Source organism: Sphingomonas telluris, assembly GCF_022568775.1.
Lineage (GTDB): Bacteria > Pseudomonadota > Alphaproteobacteria > Sphingomonadales > Sphingomonadaceae > Sphingomicrobium > Sphingomicrobium telluris.
The window spans coordinates 1,295,129-1,315,429 of sequence record NZ_JAKZHW010000001.1; the positions used below are offsets into that span (position 1 = coordinate 1,295,129).

The 20,301-nt window shown below is 62.9% G+C and carries 28 protein-coding genes; 16 read left to right on the forward strand and 12 right to left on the reverse strand.

Annotation, left to right across the window (positions count from 1 at the left end):
- Positions 1-74 precede the first annotated feature (74 nt).
- The 3 genes from LZ016_RS06590 to LZ016_RS06600 all read left to right on the forward strand — a co-directional run bounded on the left by LZ016_RS06590 (position 75) and on the right by LZ016_RS06600 (position 1,579).
- Positions 75-602: a DUF4136 domain-containing protein gene (locus tag LZ016_RS06590; protein ID WP_241446609.1), complete on the forward strand. Its 528-nt coding sequence runs from the start codon at positions 75-77 to the stop codon at positions 600-602.
- A gap of 63 nt (positions 603-665) precedes the next feature.
- Complete coding sequence (locus LZ016_RS06595; protein ID WP_241446610.1) at positions 666-878, forward strand: hypothetical protein; 213 nt, start codon at positions 666-668, stop codon at positions 876-878.
- Positions 879-934: 56 nt separating this feature from the next.
- A complete protein-coding gene (locus tag LZ016_RS06600; protein ID WP_241446611.1) occupies positions 935-1,579 on the forward strand; it encodes a hypothetical protein in 645 nt (214 codons plus the stop codon).
- 7 nt (positions 1,580-1,586) lie between these two features.
- Here LZ016_RS06600 and LZ016_RS06605 read toward each other — a convergent pair whose 3' ends face one another.
- Positions 1,587-1,766 carry a hypothetical protein gene (locus tag LZ016_RS06605; RefSeq protein ID WP_241446612.1) on the reverse strand — a complete coding sequence of 60 codons (180 nt, stop codon included), beginning with the start codon at positions 1,764-1,766 and terminating at the stop codon, positions 1,587-1,589.
- A gap of 419 nt (positions 1,767-2,185) precedes the next feature.
- On the opposite strand from LZ016_RS06605, the gene LZ016_RS06610 reads away from it, so the two are divergent.
- Positions 2,186-2,383, forward strand: a complete 198-nt coding sequence (locus LZ016_RS06610; RefSeq protein ID WP_241446613.1) for a helix-turn-helix transcriptional regulator — start codon at positions 2,186-2,188, stop codon at positions 2,381-2,383.
- A gap of 19 nt (positions 2,384-2,402) precedes the next feature.
- On the opposite strand, the gene LZ016_RS06615 is transcribed toward LZ016_RS06610, so the two are convergent.
- The 4 genes from LZ016_RS06615 to LZ016_RS15670 form a co-directional block, all read right to left on the reverse strand.
- Positions 2,403-2,873, reverse strand: coding sequence for a PilZ domain-containing protein (locus tag LZ016_RS06615; protein WP_241446614.1), 471 nt, complete (start codon positions 2,871-2,873; stop codon positions 2,403-2,405).
- A 139-nt stretch (positions 2,874-3,012) separates the two neighbouring features.
- Positions 3,013-3,513 (reverse strand): hypothetical protein, encoded by a 501-nt coding sequence (locus tag LZ016_RS06620; RefSeq protein ID WP_241446615.1) that lies wholly within the window; start codon positions 3,511-3,513, stop codon positions 3,013-3,015.
- Between the two features lie 289 nt (positions 3,514-3,802).
- Positions 3,803-4,438: a response regulator gene (locus tag LZ016_RS06625; protein ID WP_241446616.1), complete on the reverse strand. Its 636-nt coding sequence runs from the start codon at positions 4,436-4,438 to the stop codon at positions 3,803-3,805.
- A complete protein-coding gene (locus tag LZ016_RS15670) occupies positions 4,438-6,066 on the reverse strand; it encodes a sensor histidine kinase (protein WP_241446617.1) in 1,629 nt (542 codons plus the stop codon). Before LZ016_RS15670 ends, LZ016_RS06625 begins: the two co-directional genes overlap by 1 nt.
- Before the next feature lie 464 nt (positions 6,067-6,530).
- Between LZ016_RS15670 and LZ016_RS06635 the strand changes: the two genes are divergently transcribed.
- Both LZ016_RS06635 and LZ016_RS06640 read left to right on the forward strand, forming a co-directional pair.
- Positions 6,531-7,145, forward strand: a complete 615-nt coding sequence (locus LZ016_RS06635; protein WP_241446618.1) for a DUF6445 family protein — start codon at positions 6,531-6,533, stop codon at positions 7,143-7,145.
- 54 nt (positions 7,146-7,199) lie between these two features.
- A complete protein-coding gene (locus tag LZ016_RS06640) occupies positions 7,200-8,072 on the forward strand; it encodes a glycosyltransferase family protein (RefSeq protein WP_241446619.1) in 873 nt (290 codons plus the stop codon).
- On the opposite strand, the gene LZ016_RS06645 is transcribed toward LZ016_RS06640, so the two are convergent.
- Positions 8,029-8,673 carry a Pr6Pr family membrane protein gene (locus tag LZ016_RS06645; protein ID WP_241446620.1) on the reverse strand — a complete coding sequence of 215 codons (645 nt, stop codon included), beginning with the start codon at positions 8,671-8,673 and terminating at the stop codon, positions 8,029-8,031. The genes LZ016_RS06640 and LZ016_RS06645 overlap by 44 nt on opposite strands.
- A gap of 67 nt (positions 8,674-8,740) precedes the next feature.
- On the opposite strand from LZ016_RS06645, the gene LZ016_RS06650 reads away from it, so the two are divergent.
- Positions 8,741-9,043 (forward strand): GNAT family N-acetyltransferase, encoded by a 303-nt coding sequence (locus tag LZ016_RS06650; RefSeq protein ID WP_241446621.1) that lies wholly within the window; start codon positions 8,741-8,743, stop codon positions 9,041-9,043.
- Between the two features lie 87 nt (positions 9,044-9,130).
- Here the strand turns inward: LZ016_RS06650 and LZ016_RS06655 are convergent, their stop codons facing one another.
- A complete protein-coding gene (locus LZ016_RS06655) occupies positions 9,131-9,268 on the reverse strand; it encodes a hypothetical protein (RefSeq protein WP_241447515.1) in 138 nt (45 codons plus the stop codon).
- Between LZ016_RS06655 and LZ016_RS06660 the strand changes: the two genes are divergently transcribed.
- The 4 genes from LZ016_RS06660 (at position 9,231) to LZ016_RS06675 (ending at position 11,921) form a co-directional block, all read left to right on the forward strand.
- Positions 9,231-10,187, forward strand: a complete 957-nt coding sequence (locus LZ016_RS06660) for a sulfotransferase (RefSeq protein ID WP_241447470.1) — start codon at positions 9,231-9,233, stop codon at positions 10,185-10,187. The two genes, LZ016_RS06655 and LZ016_RS06660, sit on opposite strands and share 38 nt — an antisense overlap.
- Positions 10,188-10,221: 34 nt before the next feature.
- Positions 10,222-10,788, forward strand: coding sequence for a hypothetical protein (locus LZ016_RS06665; RefSeq protein ID WP_241446622.1), 567 nt, complete (start codon positions 10,222-10,224; stop codon positions 10,786-10,788).
- 185 nt (positions 10,789-10,973) lie between these two features.
- Positions 10,974-11,528: a L,D-transpeptidase family protein gene (locus LZ016_RS06670; RefSeq protein WP_277622515.1), complete on the forward strand. Its 555-nt coding sequence runs from the start codon at positions 10,974-10,976 to the stop codon at positions 11,526-11,528.
- Between the two features lie 198 nt (positions 11,529-11,726).
- Positions 11,727-11,921 (forward strand): hypothetical protein, encoded by a 195-nt coding sequence (locus LZ016_RS06675; protein WP_241446624.1) that lies wholly within the window; start codon positions 11,727-11,729, stop codon positions 11,919-11,921.
- Positions 11,922-12,268: 347 nt separating this feature from the next.
- On the opposite strand, the gene LZ016_RS06680 is transcribed toward LZ016_RS06675, so the two are convergent.
- The 3 genes from LZ016_RS06680 to LZ016_RS06690 form a co-directional block, all read right to left on the reverse strand.
- Positions 12,269-13,150 (reverse strand): MBL fold metallo-hydrolase, encoded by an 882-nt coding sequence (locus LZ016_RS06680; protein WP_241446625.1) that lies wholly within the window; start codon positions 13,148-13,150, stop codon positions 12,269-12,271.
- Between the two features lie 33 nt (positions 13,151-13,183).
- On the reverse strand, positions 13,184-13,339 hold the full coding sequence (locus tag LZ016_RS06685) for a hypothetical protein (RefSeq protein WP_241446626.1): 156 nt from the start codon (positions 13,337-13,339) through the stop codon (positions 13,184-13,186).
- A gap of 161 nt (positions 13,340-13,500) precedes the next feature.
- Complete coding sequence (locus tag LZ016_RS06690; RefSeq protein ID WP_241446627.1) at positions 13,501-14,013, reverse strand: hemerythrin domain-containing protein; 513 nt, start codon at positions 14,011-14,013, stop codon at positions 13,501-13,503.
- 62 nt (positions 14,014-14,075) lie between these two features.
- Between LZ016_RS06690 and LZ016_RS06695 the strand changes: the two genes are divergently transcribed.
- The gene (locus tag LZ016_RS06695; RefSeq protein ID WP_241446628.1) at positions 14,076-14,330 is read left to right on the forward strand and encodes a hypothetical protein; all 255 of its coding nucleotides are present in this window, start codon (positions 14,076-14,078) and stop codon (positions 14,328-14,330) included.
- Here LZ016_RS06695 and LZ016_RS06700 read toward each other — a convergent pair.
- Complete coding sequence (locus LZ016_RS06700) at positions 14,327-15,658, reverse strand: serine hydrolase domain-containing protein (RefSeq protein WP_241446629.1); 1,332 nt, start codon at positions 15,656-15,658, stop codon at positions 14,327-14,329. The two genes, LZ016_RS06695 and LZ016_RS06700, sit on opposite strands and share 4 nt — an antisense overlap.
- A 145-nt stretch (positions 15,659-15,803) precedes the next feature.
- Between LZ016_RS06700 and LZ016_RS06705 the strand changes: the two genes are divergently transcribed.
- The 4 genes from LZ016_RS06705 to LZ016_RS06720 are packed head-to-tail and all read left to right on the forward strand — an operon-like array spanning position 15,804 to position 18,902.
- Entirely contained in the window at positions 15,804-16,097 is a 294-nt protein-coding gene (locus LZ016_RS06705; RefSeq protein ID WP_241446630.1) for a hypothetical protein, read from the forward strand.
- Positions 16,094-16,765 carry an orotidine-5'-phosphate decarboxylase gene (gene pyrF, locus LZ016_RS06710; RefSeq protein WP_241446631.1) on the forward strand — a complete coding sequence of 224 codons (672 nt, stop codon included), beginning with the start codon at positions 16,094-16,096 and terminating at the stop codon, positions 16,763-16,765. Before LZ016_RS06705 ends, pyrF begins: the two co-directional genes overlap by 4 nt.
- Before the next feature lie 59 nt (positions 16,766-16,824).
- Positions 16,825-17,682 carry an acetyl-CoA carboxylase, carboxyltransferase subunit beta gene (gene accD / locus LZ016_RS06715; protein ID WP_241446632.1) on the forward strand — a complete coding sequence of 286 codons (858 nt, stop codon included), beginning with the start codon at positions 16,825-16,827 and terminating at the stop codon, positions 17,680-17,682.
- Positions 17,682-18,902: a bifunctional folylpolyglutamate synthase/dihydrofolate synthase gene (locus LZ016_RS06720; RefSeq protein ID WP_241446633.1), complete on the forward strand. Its 1,221-nt coding sequence runs from the start codon at positions 17,682-17,684 to the stop codon at positions 18,900-18,902. The genes accD and LZ016_RS06720 overlap by 1 nt, the downstream gene beginning before the upstream one ends.
- Here LZ016_RS06720 and LZ016_RS06725 read toward each other — a convergent pair.
- Positions 18,887-20,257, reverse strand: a complete 1,371-nt coding sequence (locus LZ016_RS06725; protein ID WP_241446634.1) for an AmpG family muropeptide MFS transporter — start codon at positions 20,255-20,257, stop codon at positions 18,887-18,889. The genes LZ016_RS06720 and LZ016_RS06725 overlap by 16 nt on opposite strands.
- Between the last annotated feature and the right edge of the window lie 44 nt (positions 20,258-20,301).

Consider the following 20,301-nt stretch of genomic DNA (forward strand, 5'->3'; position numbering starts at 1 on the left):
GACTTTAGCTTATTTCGCCGTTGGAGGGCTCGCCGTACTGGGAGGTTACCAAGCGCACACAATGGAGCCGATCCATGCACAGCAAGAGCACACTTCTTGTCGCGTTCGCCGCTGGTGTCATTTTTTCCCCGGCCGCCGCCGTCGCGGGACCGCAGGTCTCGGCGCAGTCGGCCCCGGGCGTGAACTTCAGCGCCTACAAGACCTATTCGTGGGTGCAGGCGAACGTTCAGGCGGGTGGCAATCCGATCATCCAGCAGCAGATCATGAACGATATCGACACCGCCCTTGCGGGAAAGGGCTATCAAAAGACGCCCGCGAACGGCGACATGAGCCTCATCCTGACGCTCGGCGCACGCGAGAAGACGGACGTCGAGAGCTGGGGCCGGTTCGGTCTCCAGACGAGCGTCTATCAGTACACTCAGGGCCAATTGTCTCTCGACGCTTTCGACACGAAGACCCAGCAGGCCGTGTGGCATGGCCAGGCCAGCGAGACGATCAACCCCGACAAGCCCAATCAGTCGAAGGTCGATTCCGCGATCCAGAAGTTCATGACCTCGTTCCCCGCAACTGCCGCACCGGCGGCGGCCGCGCCAAACCAGTAAAGGCGGGCTGAACAGCGTTGGAATAATGAGTTACGCTGCCCCCGTTAGATAGGGGGCCAGCACATGAACTTGATCAAGCTAGAATGCCCGTTCGGCGATTTCCTGGCCGATCCGGATAAGGTTGCTTTCATCCAGATGGCAGCGCCGAACGTCTCTAAGGTCGGCTTCATCGGCGGCGGGGAGATCAACACGGTGCGCGGAACCCCGGAAGAGATCTACGCCATCCTCAAGGGTGAGAAGCCCGCGTCCACTACCCCCTGCCGGATATCGCAGTAAACGGCTGGTAAATGGGCGAAAATCGTGCATCCTGTTCCCACTAGGGGGACTCGCCGATGAAGCTCGCGCGCATTGGATTTCCGCTCGCCCTGCTGCTCCTCGCTGCATGCGGCAAGACCACTCATGTCGATCAGCCGGTCGGCGTCGTTCACGACAAGCTCGCCGCTCTGCCGCCGCAGGCGAACGCGCTGACCTACACGACGAAGTTTCCGGGGACGGACTATTTCGTCGAGCCGCAGGGCGACCGCCTGGTGTGGCACTTCCGGCACGAAGGGAAGGATTACGGCCGCTTCGTCGCCAAGCTGAAGGAGGACGGGCCGAACGCCACGAACGTCTCGACCTGGTTCGAGAAGTCCAACGACGCTCAATTGTCGAACCAGCTCGGCTTCCTCCGCGATCTCGCCAAGGCCGCCGCCGAAGCCAGCGTCGATGCGGCCCTGACCGGCAAGACCGTGGACCAGGGCCAGTTCAAGCAGTTCCTCGTCGCTCAGGCGACGGCGAACCCGATGGGAGCCGCGCAGGCCGCGATGGGAACCGCGAGCGCGGCGGTCGACAAGGCGATGAAGGACCAGGCCGACCGCGACTATTACAACAGCCCGGTCGTTCCCAAGGGCGGTGTTCTGCCCGAACCCGGCGTCCTTCCGGAACGCGGCGGCGTCCGCGAGCAGCGCATGCGCCAGCAGCGCTACACAGGTCAGTAGAGGAAAGTCAGAGAGCGAATTCGCGCGATTTGCTTTCGGCGATCGCCATAGCATCCGCCGCCATCGCTTCGAAGCGGCTAGCGGCAACGGGATCGGAAATCTCTTCCGCTGTCTTGTGAAGTCGCTCCGCGCGCTCGCGATATTCCTGCGGCGGAAGATCCTCGACGGGCATCCTGTACCAGCGCACCGAAACCTCCGCTCCTCGAATGGTTGGTACAATATCGCTTCGCCGGCGACGGTTCCCAATCGGGAGATTCACCTACGGGGAGAAGGGGCCGAACTTCGCCTAATAAACCCTGCAAAGCAGGCGGTTAACTTTGGATAAGGTTCGGTTCAGCCGACCTTCGGATAGAAAATGGGGAGCGATCCAGTGCCGAGTGGGTGCTCTTAGCTAGACCGCCCCCCGCCCTCGATAGGCCTTGGGGATCTACGAGGGAGAGGTCCGTCTCCCGAGTTTGCTCAACGAAGGCGGAACCTCTCGGCCGGTATCCGTGAGTTGAGTTGTGACGTCAATCTACATTGACGTCAGGGTGGTGGAGCGAAGTTGAACCTCCTTCTCGGAGAATGAGGAGGGCCAAAGTCGCGTTGCGTGTGGGGGACGGCGTTATGAACAACCGTGTGAAAGCATTGCGCACGGCACGAAAGTGGACACAGCGCGAGTTTGCCGAAAGGCTCGGCGTCTCACGGCAAAGTGTCCATGCGATCGAGACTCAGAAATACGACCCGTCGTTGCCACTGGCATTCAAGATTGCAGGTCTGTTCGAAACCACGATCGAAGACATCTTCGAACATCGCGCCGACTGACCGCGCTTCCCGGCGCGCCTCAGAAGATGCCGACCGCCCACAGAATCAACGCCCAGAGCGTCAGCGAAACGCCGAGGATGATCCATCCCCGCGCCGCTAGCGGAAGCCTCTCCCCATCCAAGATCTCGGCCTCGTGAGCCTCGTCGAGCGCCGATGAGCTTTCGAGCAGCTTCGTCGCCACGGGACTGCGCAGCAAAGCGGCGCTGACGGCGGCACGCGGTATCGGGGTGGCAAACTCGCAGCCGAAGAAAGGCCCGCTGTTCCAGACGACGACCGCTTGCATGGCGCCCACTTCGGGAAGATCGAACTGCAGGCTTTCGAACGGCTGCAGTTTCGCTGCAGTTTCGAGAAGCACGCCCGTCATCGAGATGTCGTGGACGAGAACCTCGTCGCCTGAGGCGCTGAGGGACGATTCCAGATGGAGTCTTCGCCGCCCCTGAGATCGTCTGTCGTCGGCTTCGAAAGTCTCAAGACGTGCGGTAACTGGCATGGTCCACCCCCAGCGCGATCAAGTGGCGGACAATCGTGAACAACAAGTTTCAGAATGCTCCGATTTCGTCCGGAACTAGGCGTGCACAAGAAAAGCGCCGGCGGTTAGGCCGGCGCTCCTCCATTTCCTTCAGGCCGATCTATCGGCGATAGATGTCTACGTCCCGGATATAGCCGCGATAATCGACGTCGCACTTGAACGAGAGATCCGGCTGCGAAGCGTAGCCCACCGCGCCGTAAGCGCCGTAACCGTAGCGGCCGTAGCCATTGGCACCGCTCGTAGCGAGACCGCGAACGCGGACCGAGCCACGGTTCGGATTGACCTGGGTCACCTGAAGAACGCGGCCTCCGGTGGTCTGCGCACCGAGCACTGCGCCGAGGATCCCGGTCAGACCGACGCGGGTGTTTAAACGGTTCTGGACTGCGGCCGAGCACTGCTGCGCGGCCATATTTGTGAGGTTGTTGTTATAGCTGCTATTGTAGCCGTAGCCGTTGCCGTACTGGGCGCCGTAGCCGTAGGGACTGTTGTACTGCCCGTAAGCATTGGGCGCATACCCATAATATTGGGCGCTGGCAGGGGTTGCTACCGCAACCGCTGCAACGGTGGCTGCCGAAGCAAGGATCTTCGTCAGGTTGGTCATGGCTCAAACTCCTTTCAAACTACTGGAGCCTTTGAGCCTAAAAACGAACGCGCGCCGGTATGGCGGCATTTCTCATCGCGCCGAAATGTCGGGTCACCGACAAAGGTTGAACGCCAAATGAATATATTTGTTAGCAAGGTCGCTCGACTCGCGTTTAACTCTTGATTAACATTCGGCCGGCGGGGCTCGCGATTTTTCACCGAGAGAAAATCGTGGTGTGTCACCCCGCGAGGCCCGCGGTGCTACGGCGTCCCCGACGCCGCGGGCCTCAACACCCGCGGCGGGGCACTCAATTCCTGAGATAGCTTTCGGCAAGAAACTCGTCGGCGCGGATTGCCAGCTCCGTGCGGCTACCCACGCCCAGCTTCTCGAAGACGTTGTGCAGGTACACCTTGATGGTCCCTTCCGTGACCCCGAGCTTCTCAGCGATCTCGCGATTGCGCAGGCCCTGGCGGACGAGGTTGATCAGCTCTCTCTCGCGGGGTGAAAGCGCCGGCCCTTCCCGGTCTGCGAACATCTGAGAGATGCGCTTCGTCCGCTCAACCAGCTCAGGATCCTGCCACCGGCCACCTTTGCTGACGCGCTCCAGGCAGTCCAGCAGGTAAGCGGGATCGGAATTCTTCAACACCATGCCCTGAACCTTCAACGACCGGGCCTCGATCAAAGAGGCGTCGTCGATCGCCGCGGTGAGAAGGACGACCCGGAGCTTCTGGCCGTCCGATCGGACGCGCCGCAGGACATCCATTCCCGTGCCGCCGGGCATCTGTAGGTCCAACAGGAGGATGTCCGGATCGAGCTGCTCGACCTTCTGAAGTGCCTCCTCTCCGGTGGCTGCCTGCCCGACGATCTCGAACGCCGTGCCTCGCAGCAGCGCCTCAATCGCGGTTCGAATCATCGGGTGGTCGTCGGCCAGCAAGATGCGCATCACTGGAGCTTTCCACTTAGTGGCAACGAAACGGAAATGCGGGTCACGCCCATCCCACGTGTAACATCGAGCGCACCTCCGGCGAGCTTGACGCGCTCACTTAAAGTCCACGGCATTTCACCGCCGATCGTGGACTTCGGGTAAGGCGAGCCATCGTTGATGAAGTCTAGCAGTAATTCATCCGGCCTGCTTCGCAACTTGATCGAGACGGTCTTAGCGCCCGCGTGGCGTACGGCGTTGGCAACAGCCTCCCGCGTCAGGTGCTGGGCTTCCAACTGCAGCCGCGTGGGGACGACCATATCGGTCGTGTCCGACTTGAAGTCGCAAGACACGTTCCACTGCTTTGCAAGGCGGCCGGACAAGATTCGCAAATCCTTGGCGAGGTCCTTGACCCCGATCTTAGGTGCGCTGCGCAAGGCCGCGATGAAGGACCGCAGCTCGCCCTGTTCCTGCAGCATCATCTGCTTCAGATGATTCAGCTCGGGTTCCAGGTTGCGTCCCGAGGCATGGTCGCGCTTGAGCGCTTCAAGCCTGAACGCGGCGCCGGCAAGGAACTGCACCACGCTATCATGAAGGTCGCGAGCCAGCGCAAGCCGAGACCGTGCCTCGGCGCTTTCCTCGACAGCCATCATCAGGGCGTGCCTGTCGATATGCGCCGCGACATCGAGCGCGATCTGGTCGCCTAGGTCGATATGATCGGTGGAAAGGTTCGGCAGGTCCTCGAGGAAGAGCTCGCCCTCTCCTGCCCCTGTCCGGACAGGAATAGCGATCCCCTGCCCGAGCTCGAGAGGTGCAGCCGCCTTCGATCGAATGAGCATGCGAGCCGCGGGTGCGTAGAGGTTCCGGCTCTCGTCGCGCCTCAAGGCGCGGTCCTTGGGCAGGTCGTAAAGGAACGAGCGCTCGACCGCATCCTGGAAGAGGCGCCCCTTTATGCGAACAGCAGTCATTTCGCCGTGGCGAACGATGAGCGCGTCGGCATCGCCCGGCCCCTGCTCCCGCCATATGAGGATTCCCCGGCTCGCGCCGAGAATGGACATGGCCGTCCTCAGGCTCGTTTCCAGCGGCGACTGGTCCAGCGCGGGATCGGCGAAGCTGCCCTCGTTCCGAGTGAGCGCTCCTGACCTCCACTGGTTCACGCCGAACCAGATCAGGATCAACGAAAGGATCACGAGGTGGCCCGTCCGGATCGCGAACGGCCGGAATGCGACGTGCGCAACCGAGCCCGAAATGATGATGCCTGCGATGAGGTACAGAATGGACAGGAGCAGCGCAGTCAGCGCCGTCGCGCGCCAACCCCATCGGATCGCCGACGACAGCAGCAGGAACATGAAGAAGGTAAGAAAGGGGCTCGCATAGCCCTCTGTGAGCGCCGCGAGCAGAGTGAAGACGACGATGTCGATCGCATGCGCCGGGCCGGCCAGCTTTGCATCGAGCCACCAATCGTCCCAGGTGAACGCGACGATTGCCAGCGAGAAGGCTACGTATCCTGCCATCAGCGTATAGGTGACCGCCGGCGCCAGGTGCGGTTGGGTCACATCCAACCAGATGACGAGCACGAACAGGGTCGCCAGCATGTAGCGACCGATCGCGATTACGCGTCCGGACGGAAGGTGCAGTCCCCGTCTCACAATACGACCGTAGCGTAGCGAGTGGACGTCGCACAGGGCCTCTACAGCCCCGCTCCATGAGGGCACAGTTCCCAATCTAACCAGCTAACTTTCGATAGCTTGGCCCAACCCGGTGCATCGTTAACCTTTGCACCGGGTGACACACCCTTTCCTCGAAGGAGGAGCACGAGCGCCCCGGCCCGTGCTCCTCCTTATTCTTTTGCGCGTTTCGCATGATCTGAACCCGCCGTGACAAGCGAAGGCGGCCCGACAACATGAAGTTGTGGACCGCCTTCTTTTTGGGCCCGCGCCCTGAGTTGTCGCGACTCGTTGGGGCGAACCCACTCGCATCTTTATCTGCGGCCGGGAATGTCCATAGTTATCGTAAGTTATCTGATTTTTGGTGTCCTAAAATTTAACAGCCGTTCGCTTGCCAACTTATGTAAGTGAGCTAAGCTTTGCCTCACCGGGCAGAGCGGGGGCTCATGGTTCCAGCTGTTTTTGTGATCGACGATTTCCTGCGCAATGCCGAGGAAGTGCGTCGGCAAGCCCTCGCACTCGAATACATGATCGGCGGACGGTATCCCGGCCTCAACTCGAAGCAGAAGCTTCGGATCGAAGGGCTCGACGAGATCGTGTCGATGTTAGTCCGCGAGCCTGTGCGGGCTCCATGGACGAACGATTTCTCACATGGCAGCTGCCGGATCGCGCTGGCATCCGACGAGCAGCAAGCGCGAATCCATATCGACCAAAGTCATTGGTCCGGTATTCTCTACCTCAGCCGCCCGGAGGACTGCCAAGGCGGGACCGAATTCTTCCGCCACAAGCGCACCAATACCGACCGCGTCCCCATGGACACGGAAAGCCTGAAGGCCATCGGCTACTCCAGCTACGAAGAGCTGCAACACGATATCCTGGACAAGGACGCGCTTGACCGTTCGCAATGGGAACACACGATGACCGTGCCCATGCGTTTCAACCGGCTGGTGCTGCTTCAGCCTCACTATTGGCACACGGCCGGCCCTGGCTTCGGCGACAGTCTGGAAAACGGAAGACTCATCTACCTGATGTTCTTCCTGCGGGGTCAACCGCAGAGCTGATCCACCGCCAAGTCATTGCGGACATTGGGTGCGGGCTGGCATACAGACCTCGTCATGGCTCAGACAGTCTTCATCCAGGCCAACGCCCGCCAGATGCTGGGCGCGCGCATTTCGGCGTACAGCTACAAGCGCAACGCGGCGAAGCCCGGCAGCTTCGACGTCCGCATCCTCGACACGGCTGAGCATCCGCGCCTGATGAAGACCGGTCAAACGATCCTGCGGGGCGGTCACGTCCGCCCGTGGGATCCGGACGACCTGCAAAGCTTCACGCCGCTGCGCTTCTATCCGCCTCAGGCGATGGGCTTCCAAACTCGGGCGGTCGTTACCGACCCGGACATCTTCGCAGCCGGAGACGTCGGCGAGCTGTTCTCGCGCGATCTGGATGGCAAGCCGATCTGGGCGGTGCCGCGCCCCGGCCACAACAATCAGGCGAACTACGTCGCTACCTCAGTCATGCTGCTCGACTGCGCGCAGCTTCGGCACTGGGACTTCGACAAGGATCTCGACGATCTCTTTGCTCATCGTTTCGATTACGTCGACTGGATCGAGTTGAAGCGGGAGCCGGCATCGTCGATCGGTCACCTCGAGCCCGAGTGGAACGACTTCGATCGGCTGACCCCGCAGACGAAACTGCTTCACACGACCAAGCGCCGGACGCAGCCGTGGAAAACGGGGCTTCCGGTCGATTACACATTGCGCGAGCGCGGCCCGCTCGACTTCTTCAGGCGCCTGCGGTTTCAGCGCTACGAACGCCATCCGGACCCGCGCCAGGAAGCACTCGTCTATTCGCTGCTGGCTGAGATGGTCGATGCCGGTCTCGTGACAAAGCAGGAGCTGGTGCAGGAAATGGCGGCGAACCACATCCGCCACGATTCCCTGCAGGTCATCGAGAGGTGGCGGGGCTGGCAGCTGAAGGATGCGGCCTAAGGGGGCGGAAGCGGCTTAGTCCAATCAGGAATGCTGCCACGAGCGCGAACGCACAGAGCAGCAAGACGATACTCACGAACAATTCGATGGGCGACTGCATGGCAGGGTCCAAAAACCAGTAGGGATACCAGCCGTTGAATGCGCCGCGCGCCAGTGAGTAGGCCGCATAAATTGGCGCGGGCAGAATGGCCCACTTGATGTCGCGCCACTCTAGCCCGGCGGGCGGAGCGACGATCCAAAGCACGAACCAAAGCAGCGGCGTCGTGTCGTGCAAAAGGACGTCGGAGACCTTTTGCCATCCGCTTGGGCTCCACAAGCCGCGAAGCGCTATCGAATAGACCAGTCCGACGATCAGAATGCACGTCGCCGCCGTCAGCCGCGAACGCGAGCTGGAAAGCAGGTCTCCCCGGCCCAACACCCATGACGTCGCTACCAACGCTGCACCGAGGTTCGTGAGGATCGTGAAGTAGCCGAGATAGCGCCATAGGCCAGCTGCGAACCCCAGGCCGCGGACAAGGATCGCCAGCTGCAAAGCGAGCCCGGCCCACCCAGCGGCTGCGGCGATCCCCGCAATCGCCCTGCCCCAATATGCGCGCTGCATGTGCGCACTGTATCAGCGGAGCAGATGCTCGTCTTCCAATGCTCCCAGACCTCTGTAAGCGGCAGTGATGGACATCCGCGATAATCCCCAAAAGCAGCGCTTCGAAGCACTCCTGGCGGACGGCGCAGTCGCCGTCGCGGAATACCGGCTGTCTCCGGGGAAGATCATTTTCACGCATACCGAGGTGCCGCCGGAGCACGAGGGCGAGGGCATCGCATCCGCGCTGATCCGCTTCGCTTTGGACAGCGCCCGTGCCCGCGAACTCGAGGTCGTACCGCTCTGCCCTTTCGTGGCCGCGTACATGAAGAAGCATGCGGAAGTGCGGGATTTGCTCGCACCCGAGTGGCGGTTCAAACTTGGGTTCGCGTAGCAGCGACTTAGAACCTCATCGCACTGAACCGATTTCCGCCTGATTCCACTATTATCCCAGGAAAATGCAGCCCCACGCAGCCGAAGATCAGAACCAGGTAAGGCCGGCCTCCGCGAAATGGCCAACGCAGCGCTTCGCCTGCATCGTAGGGGCGCCGCGCTGCGGCACGACCACCTTGTCGCGGCTGTTGGCGAGCCACCCCGACGTGAGCTTCTCGAAGGTCAAGGAGCCGCACTACTTCGCTTTGTTCGACCTGAACGACCTCGACGACGAGGAACTGCGGGACGCGGTGGCTGCCGAATATCTCGACCGCTATTTTCCGCAGATCGACCCAAAGGCGGAAGTGATCGCCGAGGCGTCGGTATCCTATCTCTACGCGCCCGAGCGCCTTCTCCCGCTCCTTCGGCTTTGGCCCGATGCCAAGTTCGTTCTCGCCGTGCGTGACCCGATGGAGCTCATCCCGTCACTGCACCAGCGCCTGCTTTACCAGGGAGACGAAACGGTCGCCGACCTGCAGAAGGCCTGGAAGCTCGTCGGCGAGCGGCGGCAGGGGCGGAAGGTCCCGCGCACATGCCTCGATGCGCGGCAGCTCTATTATGATGAGGCCGGGCGGCTGGGTAAGAATGTCAGCCACTTCTTCGAAGTTATGGGACGCGAGCATTGCCATGTCGTGGTGTTCGACGACCTCAAGGCCAACCCTGCCAAGGTCTATGCGGAGATGCTGGACTTCCTGGGTCTTCGCCAAGTGCCGCTTCCGACCGGAAAGAAGCATCGCGCGGGTCAGGGGTTCAAGATCGGCTGGCTGCAGCGCCTGCTGAAGCGCCCGCCAGTCGCCCGGACCGTTCTCGCGGGACAGCACTTCCGCCGCCGCGTCAGCACCAAGCCGCACAAAAAGCCGTCGTGGCTTTCCGGACGGGTGATGGCGACGCGCACCGCCCTGCTCCGCTGGAACCGGACCGCGGCGCCGCCTGTGCGTATCAGCGATGCGCTGGCCAACGACATCCGCGAGACGCTTCATAAGGACCGCCTGCTCCTTTCCCGGCTTCTCGACCGCGATCTGGACCATTGGCTCGGCGGCAAGCCGCTCCCGGCCGGCAAAGCCGGAGGCTCTCGGCGCAAGAAGCAGACGGAACCGGCACCGTAACAAATCGGTTAGGCTCCGGGACCGGAGGCTCAGTTTGTCCGACCAAGCCAGGAAGTTCGTAATCGGCGGCGCCGGAGTGCTGATCATCCTGCTCGCGCTCGGCACCGCTGCCTTGCCGCTGCAACGTCACCTCGAGGGCCGGCTGGTCGTAGGATGGCTTTTGGTCGCTGCGGGCGCGATTGAACTGGTCGCGGCCTTTGCCCGTCGCATTCACCGGCCGAGCGCCTCAGTTGCGGGAGGAGCGACCGTCCTGGCGGGCCTTCGCCTGGTCCTCGATCCCGGTGCCGGCTTCTTCCCGGTTTTAAACCTCGTCATCCTGTGGCTGGTGGTTCGCAGCGCCGCGCTCGCCTTCGCGGCCAGCCGCTGCAAAGGCAGTCTGGAACGCTGGTTCATCTTCGGTGCGGCGACGGACTTCCTCCTCGCGATCCTCCTTCTGTCCGGATTGCCGATCGCCGTCGTCGTCTGGGGTCTCTTCGGCCGGACCAGCGAGATCGTTGCAACTTTCGCCTGGGTGCTAGCAGCCAGCTTCGTCGCGACCGGCGTCGTCCTGATCGCGGTCGCACCCGCAGAAGCTTCGGAAGGCCCCGAGCCAAGTCGCTAACGGGCGTTTCGCTCGTCTCAACCATGACCGCATAGGTCAAGCCAGTCGCTGACGCGTGCGAACGGCTCATCCATCGTGTGACCCGCGAATCTCCACCGGCAATGGCTGTTTTTTGAGGCTTTCGGGAACCCGACTCGGGCCACCGGCATTAACGGCGCAAAAGTCAAGTCGAAAAGAGTAATGATATGAAGAAGCTAGCGCTAGCGCTTGCGGTGTCGTCTGTCTGCGCCCTGAGCGTCCCCTCAAATTCGGCAATCGCCGCGTCCATGGAGACTGTCGAAGCTAAAATGACCGCCAGCAGTGCGGCTGCCCTCGCTCGGCAGGATATGTACGAAGCATTTGGTGACAAGGAACTGAAGCCCGGCCAGTACCTCTGGCGCGACGTGCCCGCGAGCGCGGGTGACGAGCGTGTCGTGGTCAGCCTCGGCGATCAGCTCGCCTATCTCTATCGCGGCGAGACGCTGATGGCCGTTGCCACTGTCTCCAGCGGTAAGACCGGGCACGATACGCCGACCGGGATCTTCACGATCCAGGACAAGCGTCCGATGTATCGTTCGAAGAAGTACGACAATGCGCCGATGCCGTTCATGCAGCGCATCGACGATTACGGGATCGCGCTGCACGCCGGGTTCAACCCGGGCGAGCCGGCGTCCCATGGCTGCGTGCGCCTGCCGAGCGCGTTCGCGAAGAAGCTCTACACTGTCACCGCTATCGGAACGCCGGTACTGATTGGGGCTTAAGTTCCGGCACGGCTGGCTCCGGCGGCATCCCGCGGAGCCAGCCGGTTCGGCGCACCACACGTCAAGCGAGCTGTACAAGCTGAGATGGCGCCGAACGCTTCGTGAGCGGAACAACAGCAACTTCGTGCCCGGTACAGCCGTTAAAGCCAGCAGGACTCACAACCGAGGAGCGGCCGCGCCAAGCAGCCGGGTGAGCGCATGACGCAAGACAAGACGATCTACGACGAAGCCGGCGATGTCGATGCGACGGACGGCGTGGTTTCGATGAAGGGTCCCGATGCCGTCGATATCCGGCTCACCCCGGAAGCCGCCGAGGAAACGTCGGAGCGGCTGAACACCGGCGCGATGAAAGCCCGCGGCCAGAAGTACTTCGCCGATCCCCCAAAAAATTAAGGCGCGCCGAAGCGCGCCTTTGTGGATTCGGAAGGTGACGAGCCGAAAGCCGTCCGGGTGGAGGGTGGGGTGTCAGGCTCCCTTCCCATCACCTTCCGATGCTTGCATCCTCGGCCCCCTGAGGGATCGCGATACAAGGTCTCTAAGCGCGGCTTTGCGTACTTACGGACGAACTGCGGATAACGGCGGGATCAACCCGAAAATTTCCCCCACCAAAACACGCAGCCGACCCAATTACGCCCCGAGTCGCGCGTACCACTGATTTGAAACTTAGCACGAAATCGCGCGGAGTCGGACTCTTCTGTGCATAAGTCCGTGGATGTGCGCGAAAAATTTGCGATTCCGTCTCAGGTCGCCTGCGGGTTATTCCTGAACCGGACAGGGATCCGCAGATAGGAGACGCCATTCTCCTCGGCCGGCGGCAAACGGCCCGCCCGGATGTTGACCTGGATCGACGGCAACAGGAGCTTCGGCGTAGATAGGGTCGCGTCTCGCGCCTCGCGCATGGCTACAAACTGCTCCTCGGTCACGTCGCCGGCGAGGTGCACGTTGCGGCGCTCCTCCGCGACGGTCGTCTCCCAGCGATACTCATCGCGGCCCGGCGCCTTGTAGTCATGGCACATGAAAAGGCGCGTTTTCGGCGGCAGCGCCAGCAGCTTCTGGATCGAGCGATAGAGCTGACGCGCATCCCCGCCCGGGAAGTCGGTCCGCGCCGTGCCGTAGTCGGGCATGAACAATGTATCGCCGACAAATATTGCGCTTTGAACACGATAGCTAACGTCCGCCGCCGTATGTCCGGGAGTCTCGATGACCTCGATATCAAGCTCTCCCAGCGGGACCTTGTCACCGTCCGCCAAGAGCAGGTCGAAATCGCTGCCGTCGACCTTCAAGTCATCGGCGCAGAACATCGGCCGGAAGACCTTCTGAACGTCGCGGATTCGTGCACCGATGCCGATCCGTGCGCCCGTCTTCGCCTTGAATAGCGGCGCGGCGGACAGGTGATCGGCGTGAGCATGGGTCTCAAGGACGTGCGTGACCGCCAGGCCGAGCTCATCGGCGGTCCGGAGCACCTTTTCCGCCGAGCGGGTGTCCACGGTCCCGTCGCTGGGATCATAGTCGAGGACGGGGTCGATCACCGCCGCTTTCAGCGTCGCGGGATCCCAGACGAGATAGGTGATCGTGTTCGTCTGGTCGTCGAAGAAGCCGCGGATTTCCGGCGCTGCGCTCATGGGTCGATCACTGAACGGCGCAGGGCCTGAGGATCAAGCCGGGGATTCGCTCGCGGCGGATGCCCGGCCGGCGTGCAGGTCCGCCAGTTCTTCGTGGCGGCGGCGGACGTCGGGGTCGGTCGCGGTCTGCGCCATCTCGCGGCAATTCTGCTCGCGCTGGCGATGATACGCCTGGTTTTCGAGGTTCATGTACGAACTCCGGCTCACAAGCGGCAGCCAATGGGATCGCTGTCAGTTGGCGCCGTGCCTGCATGCTACCGGGACGCCAATGCGGGCCGAATATCACAAAGCCGCGCCCGAACCGAATCGCCGGGCGCGGCTTTGCCTTTACGATACCGGGTTTAGCCGGATTAAACCTCGACCTTATCCAGCGTCGTCGTTTCCGGCTCCGGAAGCCCGCTGGCCTGGATTTCCTCCTCGAGCTGCGCCTTCCGGCGCGCCATCTGCTCGCCAATCGCCTTCAGGTCGATGTCAGCCTCGCGAGCCTGAGCGAAGAGCCCCTTCTTCGGCTGCTCTTCCTCCTCGACGTGGTGCTCGATCTCCTCCGAAAGCACCTTCACCTTGGAATCGTAGAATTCGTCCGAAGGCTCGCCGGCCTCGATCTCGGCGATCAACACCTTCGCGGCATCATGCTCGACGAAGCTCTCCTTCAAAAGGTCCTCTTCAACCTTCCCCTCGCAAGCTGGGTAGAAGATTTCTTCCTCGAGGATCGTGTGGATCGTCAGTTCCTTGCAGATCTCGAGGGCCAGCTTCTGCTTGCGGCCGTCCCCTTTCGCCTTCTCGAACTGCTCGAACAGATCCTCGACCTTGCGATGATCCTCCTTAAGCAATGCGATTGCATCCTGAGTTTTACTCTCCGCCATGGGCATGTTCCTCCTTCGTTTGGGGGATGAAACAAACTCCGGCTGTTGGATGTTCCTGCTTCGTGCGTCGCGAAAAGGTAACAATTTCGGCAGGTTCGGGCGTGGACTGGAAAGGTCTCGGGTACCTCGTCTCGATCGTGAGCGTATTCCTGCTCGGCGCGATCGCCTGGCCGACCGGCAGCGAACCGCGGTGGCACATGCCGGTGCTGATCCTGGGCATGGCCGCGTCCATCTGCGGCATGGCGTTCCGCTATCTCGCTCATCTGCAGCAGCAGAAGGAAATCAGGAAGACGAAGGCGGAAGCTCGCCGGAGCTAGGCCTCAGCCGCGTTTGCGGCGCCCCTTATTCGGCCCGCCGTCACCCTCGACACTTCCTCGTCGGCATCGGCCCGAGCGATTGCATTCGTGTTCGCACGACCCTTGCCGTCCAGCTCCAGCCAGTCGCGGAAGGGCAGGTCATAGATCATGTCCATCACCTCGAACTCCAGGCCGCCCGGCTGGCTGGTGTTGCTGTTCCAAAGGGCGACGACGCCGCTCTTCTTCTGCGGGTCGAACAGGATCAGCGAGCGGTAGCCATTCACGCCGCCACGGTGGCCGATGATGTGGTGCCCGGCATAGTCGTAGCTGCGCCAGCCGTAGCCGTAGTCGGCCTCGCCGAGACGCTCGAGGAACTTGCGCATGCGCCCGCGCTCTCCCGGCGTCTTCACCAGCGAGGCGTGGATGGTGTTGAGCACGCGCGGTGACAGCACGTCCGGCATCTCGCCCATCTGGGCGAGCATCCACAGCGACATGTCCTTGATGTTGCTGTTGACGCCTCCCGCTGCGGGGACGCGGTAATAGGCGTCGGTCAGCTCCAGCGGCCGCCGCCCTGCCCCGTGCGGCGCCGCCCAGCTCTTCGAGCCCGTAAGACCGTTCATCGACACGCTGGCATTGGTCATGCCGATCGGGTCGAACAGCATCTGCTTGACCGCATGCTCGTAATTCTGCCGCGTGACGTGCTCGACGAGCTCGGACGCGCCGTCATAGGCGACGTTCTGGTAGCTCCAGCACGTGCCCGGCGGACAAATGAGGTTCAGCTGAGCCAGCGTCTGTCGAAGGAAATGCGGGTCCTGCCCTTCTTCCAGCTTGTTGTCGTAGGCGTTGCGATAAAGCCCGAGCCGGTGACTCAGCATATCGCCCACGGTCGCCGTTTTCTCGGCCCCGGCTGGCAGCTTCAGGGTCGGGACGTAGGTACCGACGGGGCCGTTGAGATTGACCTTTCCCTGCTCGGCCAACTTCGCGACCATCGTCGCGGCGACGCCCTTTGAGACGGATGCCCAGCGAAAGACGGTCTCCGGCGTCACCTGCTCGCCTGAGCCTTCGCGGGTCTCGCCATAGCCCTTCAAGAAGGTGATCCGGCCATTTTCCACGACGCCCACGGCGAGGCCGACCATGGCGGGCTTTTCGACCAACGCCTGAAGGCGGCGATCGAGCGATGCATAGTCCACATCCTTGCGCGCTTCGGTCGAAAGCGACGCGAGCCGGACATGAGAGTTCGGAATCGTATGGGCCGCTGCCGCCCTTTTCGGCTCAGCCGAATGCGTTGCGAGTGCTGCAGTGGCGAGCAGCACGAACGCGCCCAGGCCGATCAGATGCGGTTTTTCCAAAATTTCTCCCCTACCCCAACACCGCTGTGACCCCGAAAGCGCCCATTGCTCAACGGCCTAGGGGCAACGCTGCGCCGAACCGAGGGAGCATCGCGACGAACGCATCCCTAGCCTTGACCGTTCGCGTCGCTTAAAGCCCCTCTCGATGCAGTTCCTGAAGACGCTCCTCTGGGTCGTGATCGCGGTTTTCCTTGCGATCCTCGGCAGCCGAAATTGGCACGACGTCACCATGAATCTCTGGGGCGACATTCAGGTCGACATCAAACTCCCGTTCCTGGTGATCATTCTGTTCCTGATCGGCTGGCTCCCGACCTATTTGCTTTTCCGCGCCAAGCTATGGCGGGTCCGGACGAGATTGGACAATTTCGAGCGGCAGCAGGCGGCGGCTCAACCCATCGCGCCCGCTCCTGCAGCCGTCGAAGAGGACGTGCTGTCGTGAGCGCGATCTACGTCGCGATCGATACGCCCAGTCTCGAACGGGCGAAGCTGATTGCCGAGCAGGTCCGCACCAGCGCGGCGGGGGTAAAGCTCGGGCTGGAGTTCTTCGCGGCGAACGGGCCAGCTGGCGTCACCGCTATCCAGGAGCTCGGACTGCCGGTCTTCCTCGACCTCAAGCTTCACGACATTCCCAACACCGTCGCGAAGGCCGTCGAGGCACTGCGGCCCTTGGAGCCTGCGGTACTGACGGTTCACGCCGCGGGCGGACGTGCGATGATGCAAGCGGCCAAAGCTGCTGCAGGACCGACGACTAAGGTCGTCGCCGTGACTGTGCTTACCAGCCTCGACGCTTCCGACCTCAACGCCATCGGCGTCTCGTCGGGCCCGGCGGAGCAGGTGGCGCTGCTGGCGCAACTGGCGCGCGACGCGGGCCTGGACGGCATCGTCTGCTCGGGCGCGGAAGTCGGTGCTGCTCGCGAGGCCTGGCCCGACGGCTTTTTCGTCGTTCCGGGCGTGCGTCCCGCGGGCAGCGGCACGGCAGACCAGAAGCGCGTCGTTTCTCCCCGAGAGGCGAGCGAGGCGGGCGCGTCTATCCTGGTCATCGGGCGGCCGATCACCGCGGCCGAGGACGCGTCGGTCGCCATTCGCGACATCGCCCTGACCCTATAGGGCTGGACAAGCGCGGCGGAGCGGGCCTAGCCGCCACCGCCAAGACAGATGAGGCATCGATGAGCTGGTTAAGCAGGGTCCGCAGCGGCATTCCCTTCCTGCCGAAGAGGCAGACCGCGGAGAACCTTTGGCACAAGTGCGGCAAGTGCGGGACGATGGTCTTCACCAAGGAATGGGAAGACAATCTCCGCGTCTGCCCGCGCTGCGATCATCACGACCGCATCGGCTGGCAGGTTCGGTTCGCTCAGATCTTCGACAAGGGCGAGTTCGAGCTGCTGCCCGCTCCCGAAGTGCGGGAGGACCCGCTCCGTTTCCGCGACACCAAGCGCTACACCGACCGCATCAAGGCCGCGCGCTCGGCCAATGAAGTGCGCGACGCGCTGCAGAACGCGCGTGGCAAGATCGAGGGCCGCCGTGCCGTCGTCGGCGTGCAGGACTTCGCTTTCATGGGCGGATCGATGGGCGTCGCCGTGGGTGCAGCTTTCGTGGCCGGCGTCCGTCAGGCGATCAAGGACCGCGCGCCCTACATCATCTTCACGGCTGCCGGGGGCGCCCGCATGCAGGAAGGCATCCTGTCGCTCATGCAGATGCCGAGGACGACCGTCGCCTTGGCGGAGCTTCGCGAAGCGGGCCTGCCCTACATCGTCGTTCTTACCGATCCGACGACGGGCGGCGTCACGGCGTCCTACGCAATGCTGGGCGACGTCCAGCTTGCAGAACCAGGTGCGCTTATCGGCTTCGCCGGCCAGCGCGTCATCGAGCAGACCATCCGCGAAAAGCTGCCTGAGGGCTTCCAGCGCGCCGAATATCTGCTCGATCACGGCATGGTCGACATGGTCGTGCCGCGCCACGAGATCCGCACGACGCTCGGCAAACTGATCGGCTATCTCACACCGGAGAAGAAGAAGGCGGCCTGATGCCGGACTTCGCGCGGTCGGACAGTCCGGCCGTCCAGGCGCAGCTCGACCGGCTGGCGCAACTCTCCCCGGGCGATGACCGACTCGGCCTGGACCGAGTTACGCGGCTGCTGGAGCGGTTCGATCGGCCGCAGGATGCGCTTCCACCGGTCTTCCACGTCGCAGGCACCAACGGCAAAGGTTCGACCTGCGCTTTCCTGCGCGCGGCGCTGGAGGCGAGCGGGCGCACCGTTCACATGTTCACCAGCCCGCACCTCGTCCGCTTCAACGAGCGGATCCGCATCGCCGGGAAGCTGATCTCGGACGATTACCTCGCAGAACTGCTGGCGGAGGTTCTCGACGCCAGTGACGGGATCGAACCGAGCTTCTTCGAGGTGACGACGGCTGCAGCCTTCCTCGCGTTCGCGCGTACTCCCGCGGACGCGGCGATCATCGAAGTCGGGCTCGGCGGAAGGCTCGATTCGACCAACGTCTTCGAGGCTCCGCTGATCACCGGCATCGCCAATGTCGGGATCGACCATCAGCAATTCCTCGGGACGAGCCTGGTCGAAATCGCGGCCGAGAAAGCCGGCATCGCCAGGTCGGGCGTCCCGCTCGTCATGCTCGCGCAGGCACCTGAAGCGGAAGCCGCGATACTGCGCGTCGCGAACGAGCGCAGTGCGCCTGTGTGGCTGGAAGGGCGGGATTGGACGCTGGACCCGACGCTTCGCTCGTCGCTGCTCGGAGAACATCAGGTCCGCAACGCCAATCTCGCCTGGCAAATGCTTCAGCAGCAGCAGATTCTGCCCGTGGGCCGTGCCTCGTTCCAGAGCGGTCTGACGCTCGCGCAATGGCCTGCCCGCTTTCAGGAACTGGCGCCGGGCCCGCTGGTTGGCACCGCGAAGACCTGGCTCGACGGGGCGCACAATCTGGAAGCTGCCGAAGCGCTGGCCGCCCTCCTCGCGGATCATGGGCCCAAGCACCTCGTGCTCGGGATCCTCGCCAACAAGGATGCTTCAGGCGTCATCGCGGCGCTGGCGCCGTACGCCCTCTCCTTCACTTTCGTGCCGGTTCCGGACCACGCGCATCACGATCCTGGCGAGTTGGCGAATACGTTCGGCGGCAAGGCGGCGCCCTCATTGGAAGACGCGCTGCGTGAGCTTCCAGAGCCGCGCCTCATCGCGGGCTCGCTCTATTTGGCCGGCGAAGCGCTCAGGCTGAACGGTCAGCTTCCGGACTGAACCTCTTCGTCCGCCTGATCGGCCCGGGCATCGCCCTCGCCGGCTCTTCCCGCGCTGCCGATCGACTGATCTACCAGCCCCGACCGCATCATGATCCAGAACAGGATGATGCCTGGAACGGCAGCGGCCGTGGTCATCAGGTAGAAGTTCACATAGCCCATGGCGTCGATCAGCGCGCCAGCCGTCGTGCCCGTCAGGAAGCGCCCGACGATGCTCGCGGCCGCCGAGATCAGCGCATATTGCGCCGCGGTGAACCTCAGGTCGCAGAGCGCGGAGAAGTAGGCGACGACACAGACTCCGCCGATGCCGCTCGCGGTATTTTCGAAGCCGATCGCTCCCGCCATGCCGAGATTGCTGTGTCCTGCGCCTGCGAGGATCGCGAAGCTGAAGTTGGATACGGCCATCAGGATGAGGCTGATCATCACCGACCGCTTGAGGCCGAGGCGGCTGTAGAGAACGCCGCCAATGAAGATGCCGATGAGATAGGCCCAGAAGCCGACGCCAACGTCGTAGATCGCGATCTCGTCATTGGTGAAGCCGAGGTCGTCGAACAGCAGGCGGAACGTCAGGTTCGCGAGCGTGTCGCCGATCTTGTGCAGCAGGATGAAGAGCAGAACGAGGAAGGCACCCTGCCTTGCGAAGAACTCGAAGAAGGGCCGCCACACCGCCTCAATCGTCCGCGCGACGCCCTTCTTTTCCGTGGGCTCGCGGTGACGCTGCGGCTCGCCCATGAGGAGCGCAGTGAGCATCGCCGGAAGCGCCAGCGCGGCGCACGCCAGATAGGCCGAGCTCCAGTCTGCTCGTGCGGCCACAACAAGCGCCAGGGCGCCTGCGCCCGCCGAACCGATGCGCCACCCATATTGCGACATCCCCGACCCGACGCCCAGCTGGCGAGGTTCGAGCATTTCGATGCGATAGGCGTCGATCACGATGTCGAAGCTGGCGCCGGCAATGCCGACCAGGATGGCCGCCGTGACCACCGTTCCGATACCGTTTGCCGGATCGGCAAGGGCAAGGTTGACGACCGCTGCAATGACCGCAGCACCGGTGACCAGCATCCAGGAAACGCGCTGCCCCAGCCGCCCGAGGATGGGCAGCCGGACGCCGTCCATTATCCACGCCCAGAGGAATTTGAAATTGTAGGCGAGGAAGACGAGCGTGAAGGCGGTGATCGTCGACTTGTCGATGCCGTCCTGCTTCAGACGCGTCGTCAGCGTCGCGCCGATCATGGCATAGGGAAAGCCGGACGAGACGCCGAGGAAGAAGGCGGCGATGGGAGCCGATTCCGTATAAGGCCGCAGGCCCGCCGGAAGCGCGGAACGCCAACCCCGCTCAGCCTCGATCGTCGTCGCCATTCACCCCTCCTCCGTACGTGCACCATGCTTAAGCAGCCCGTCGG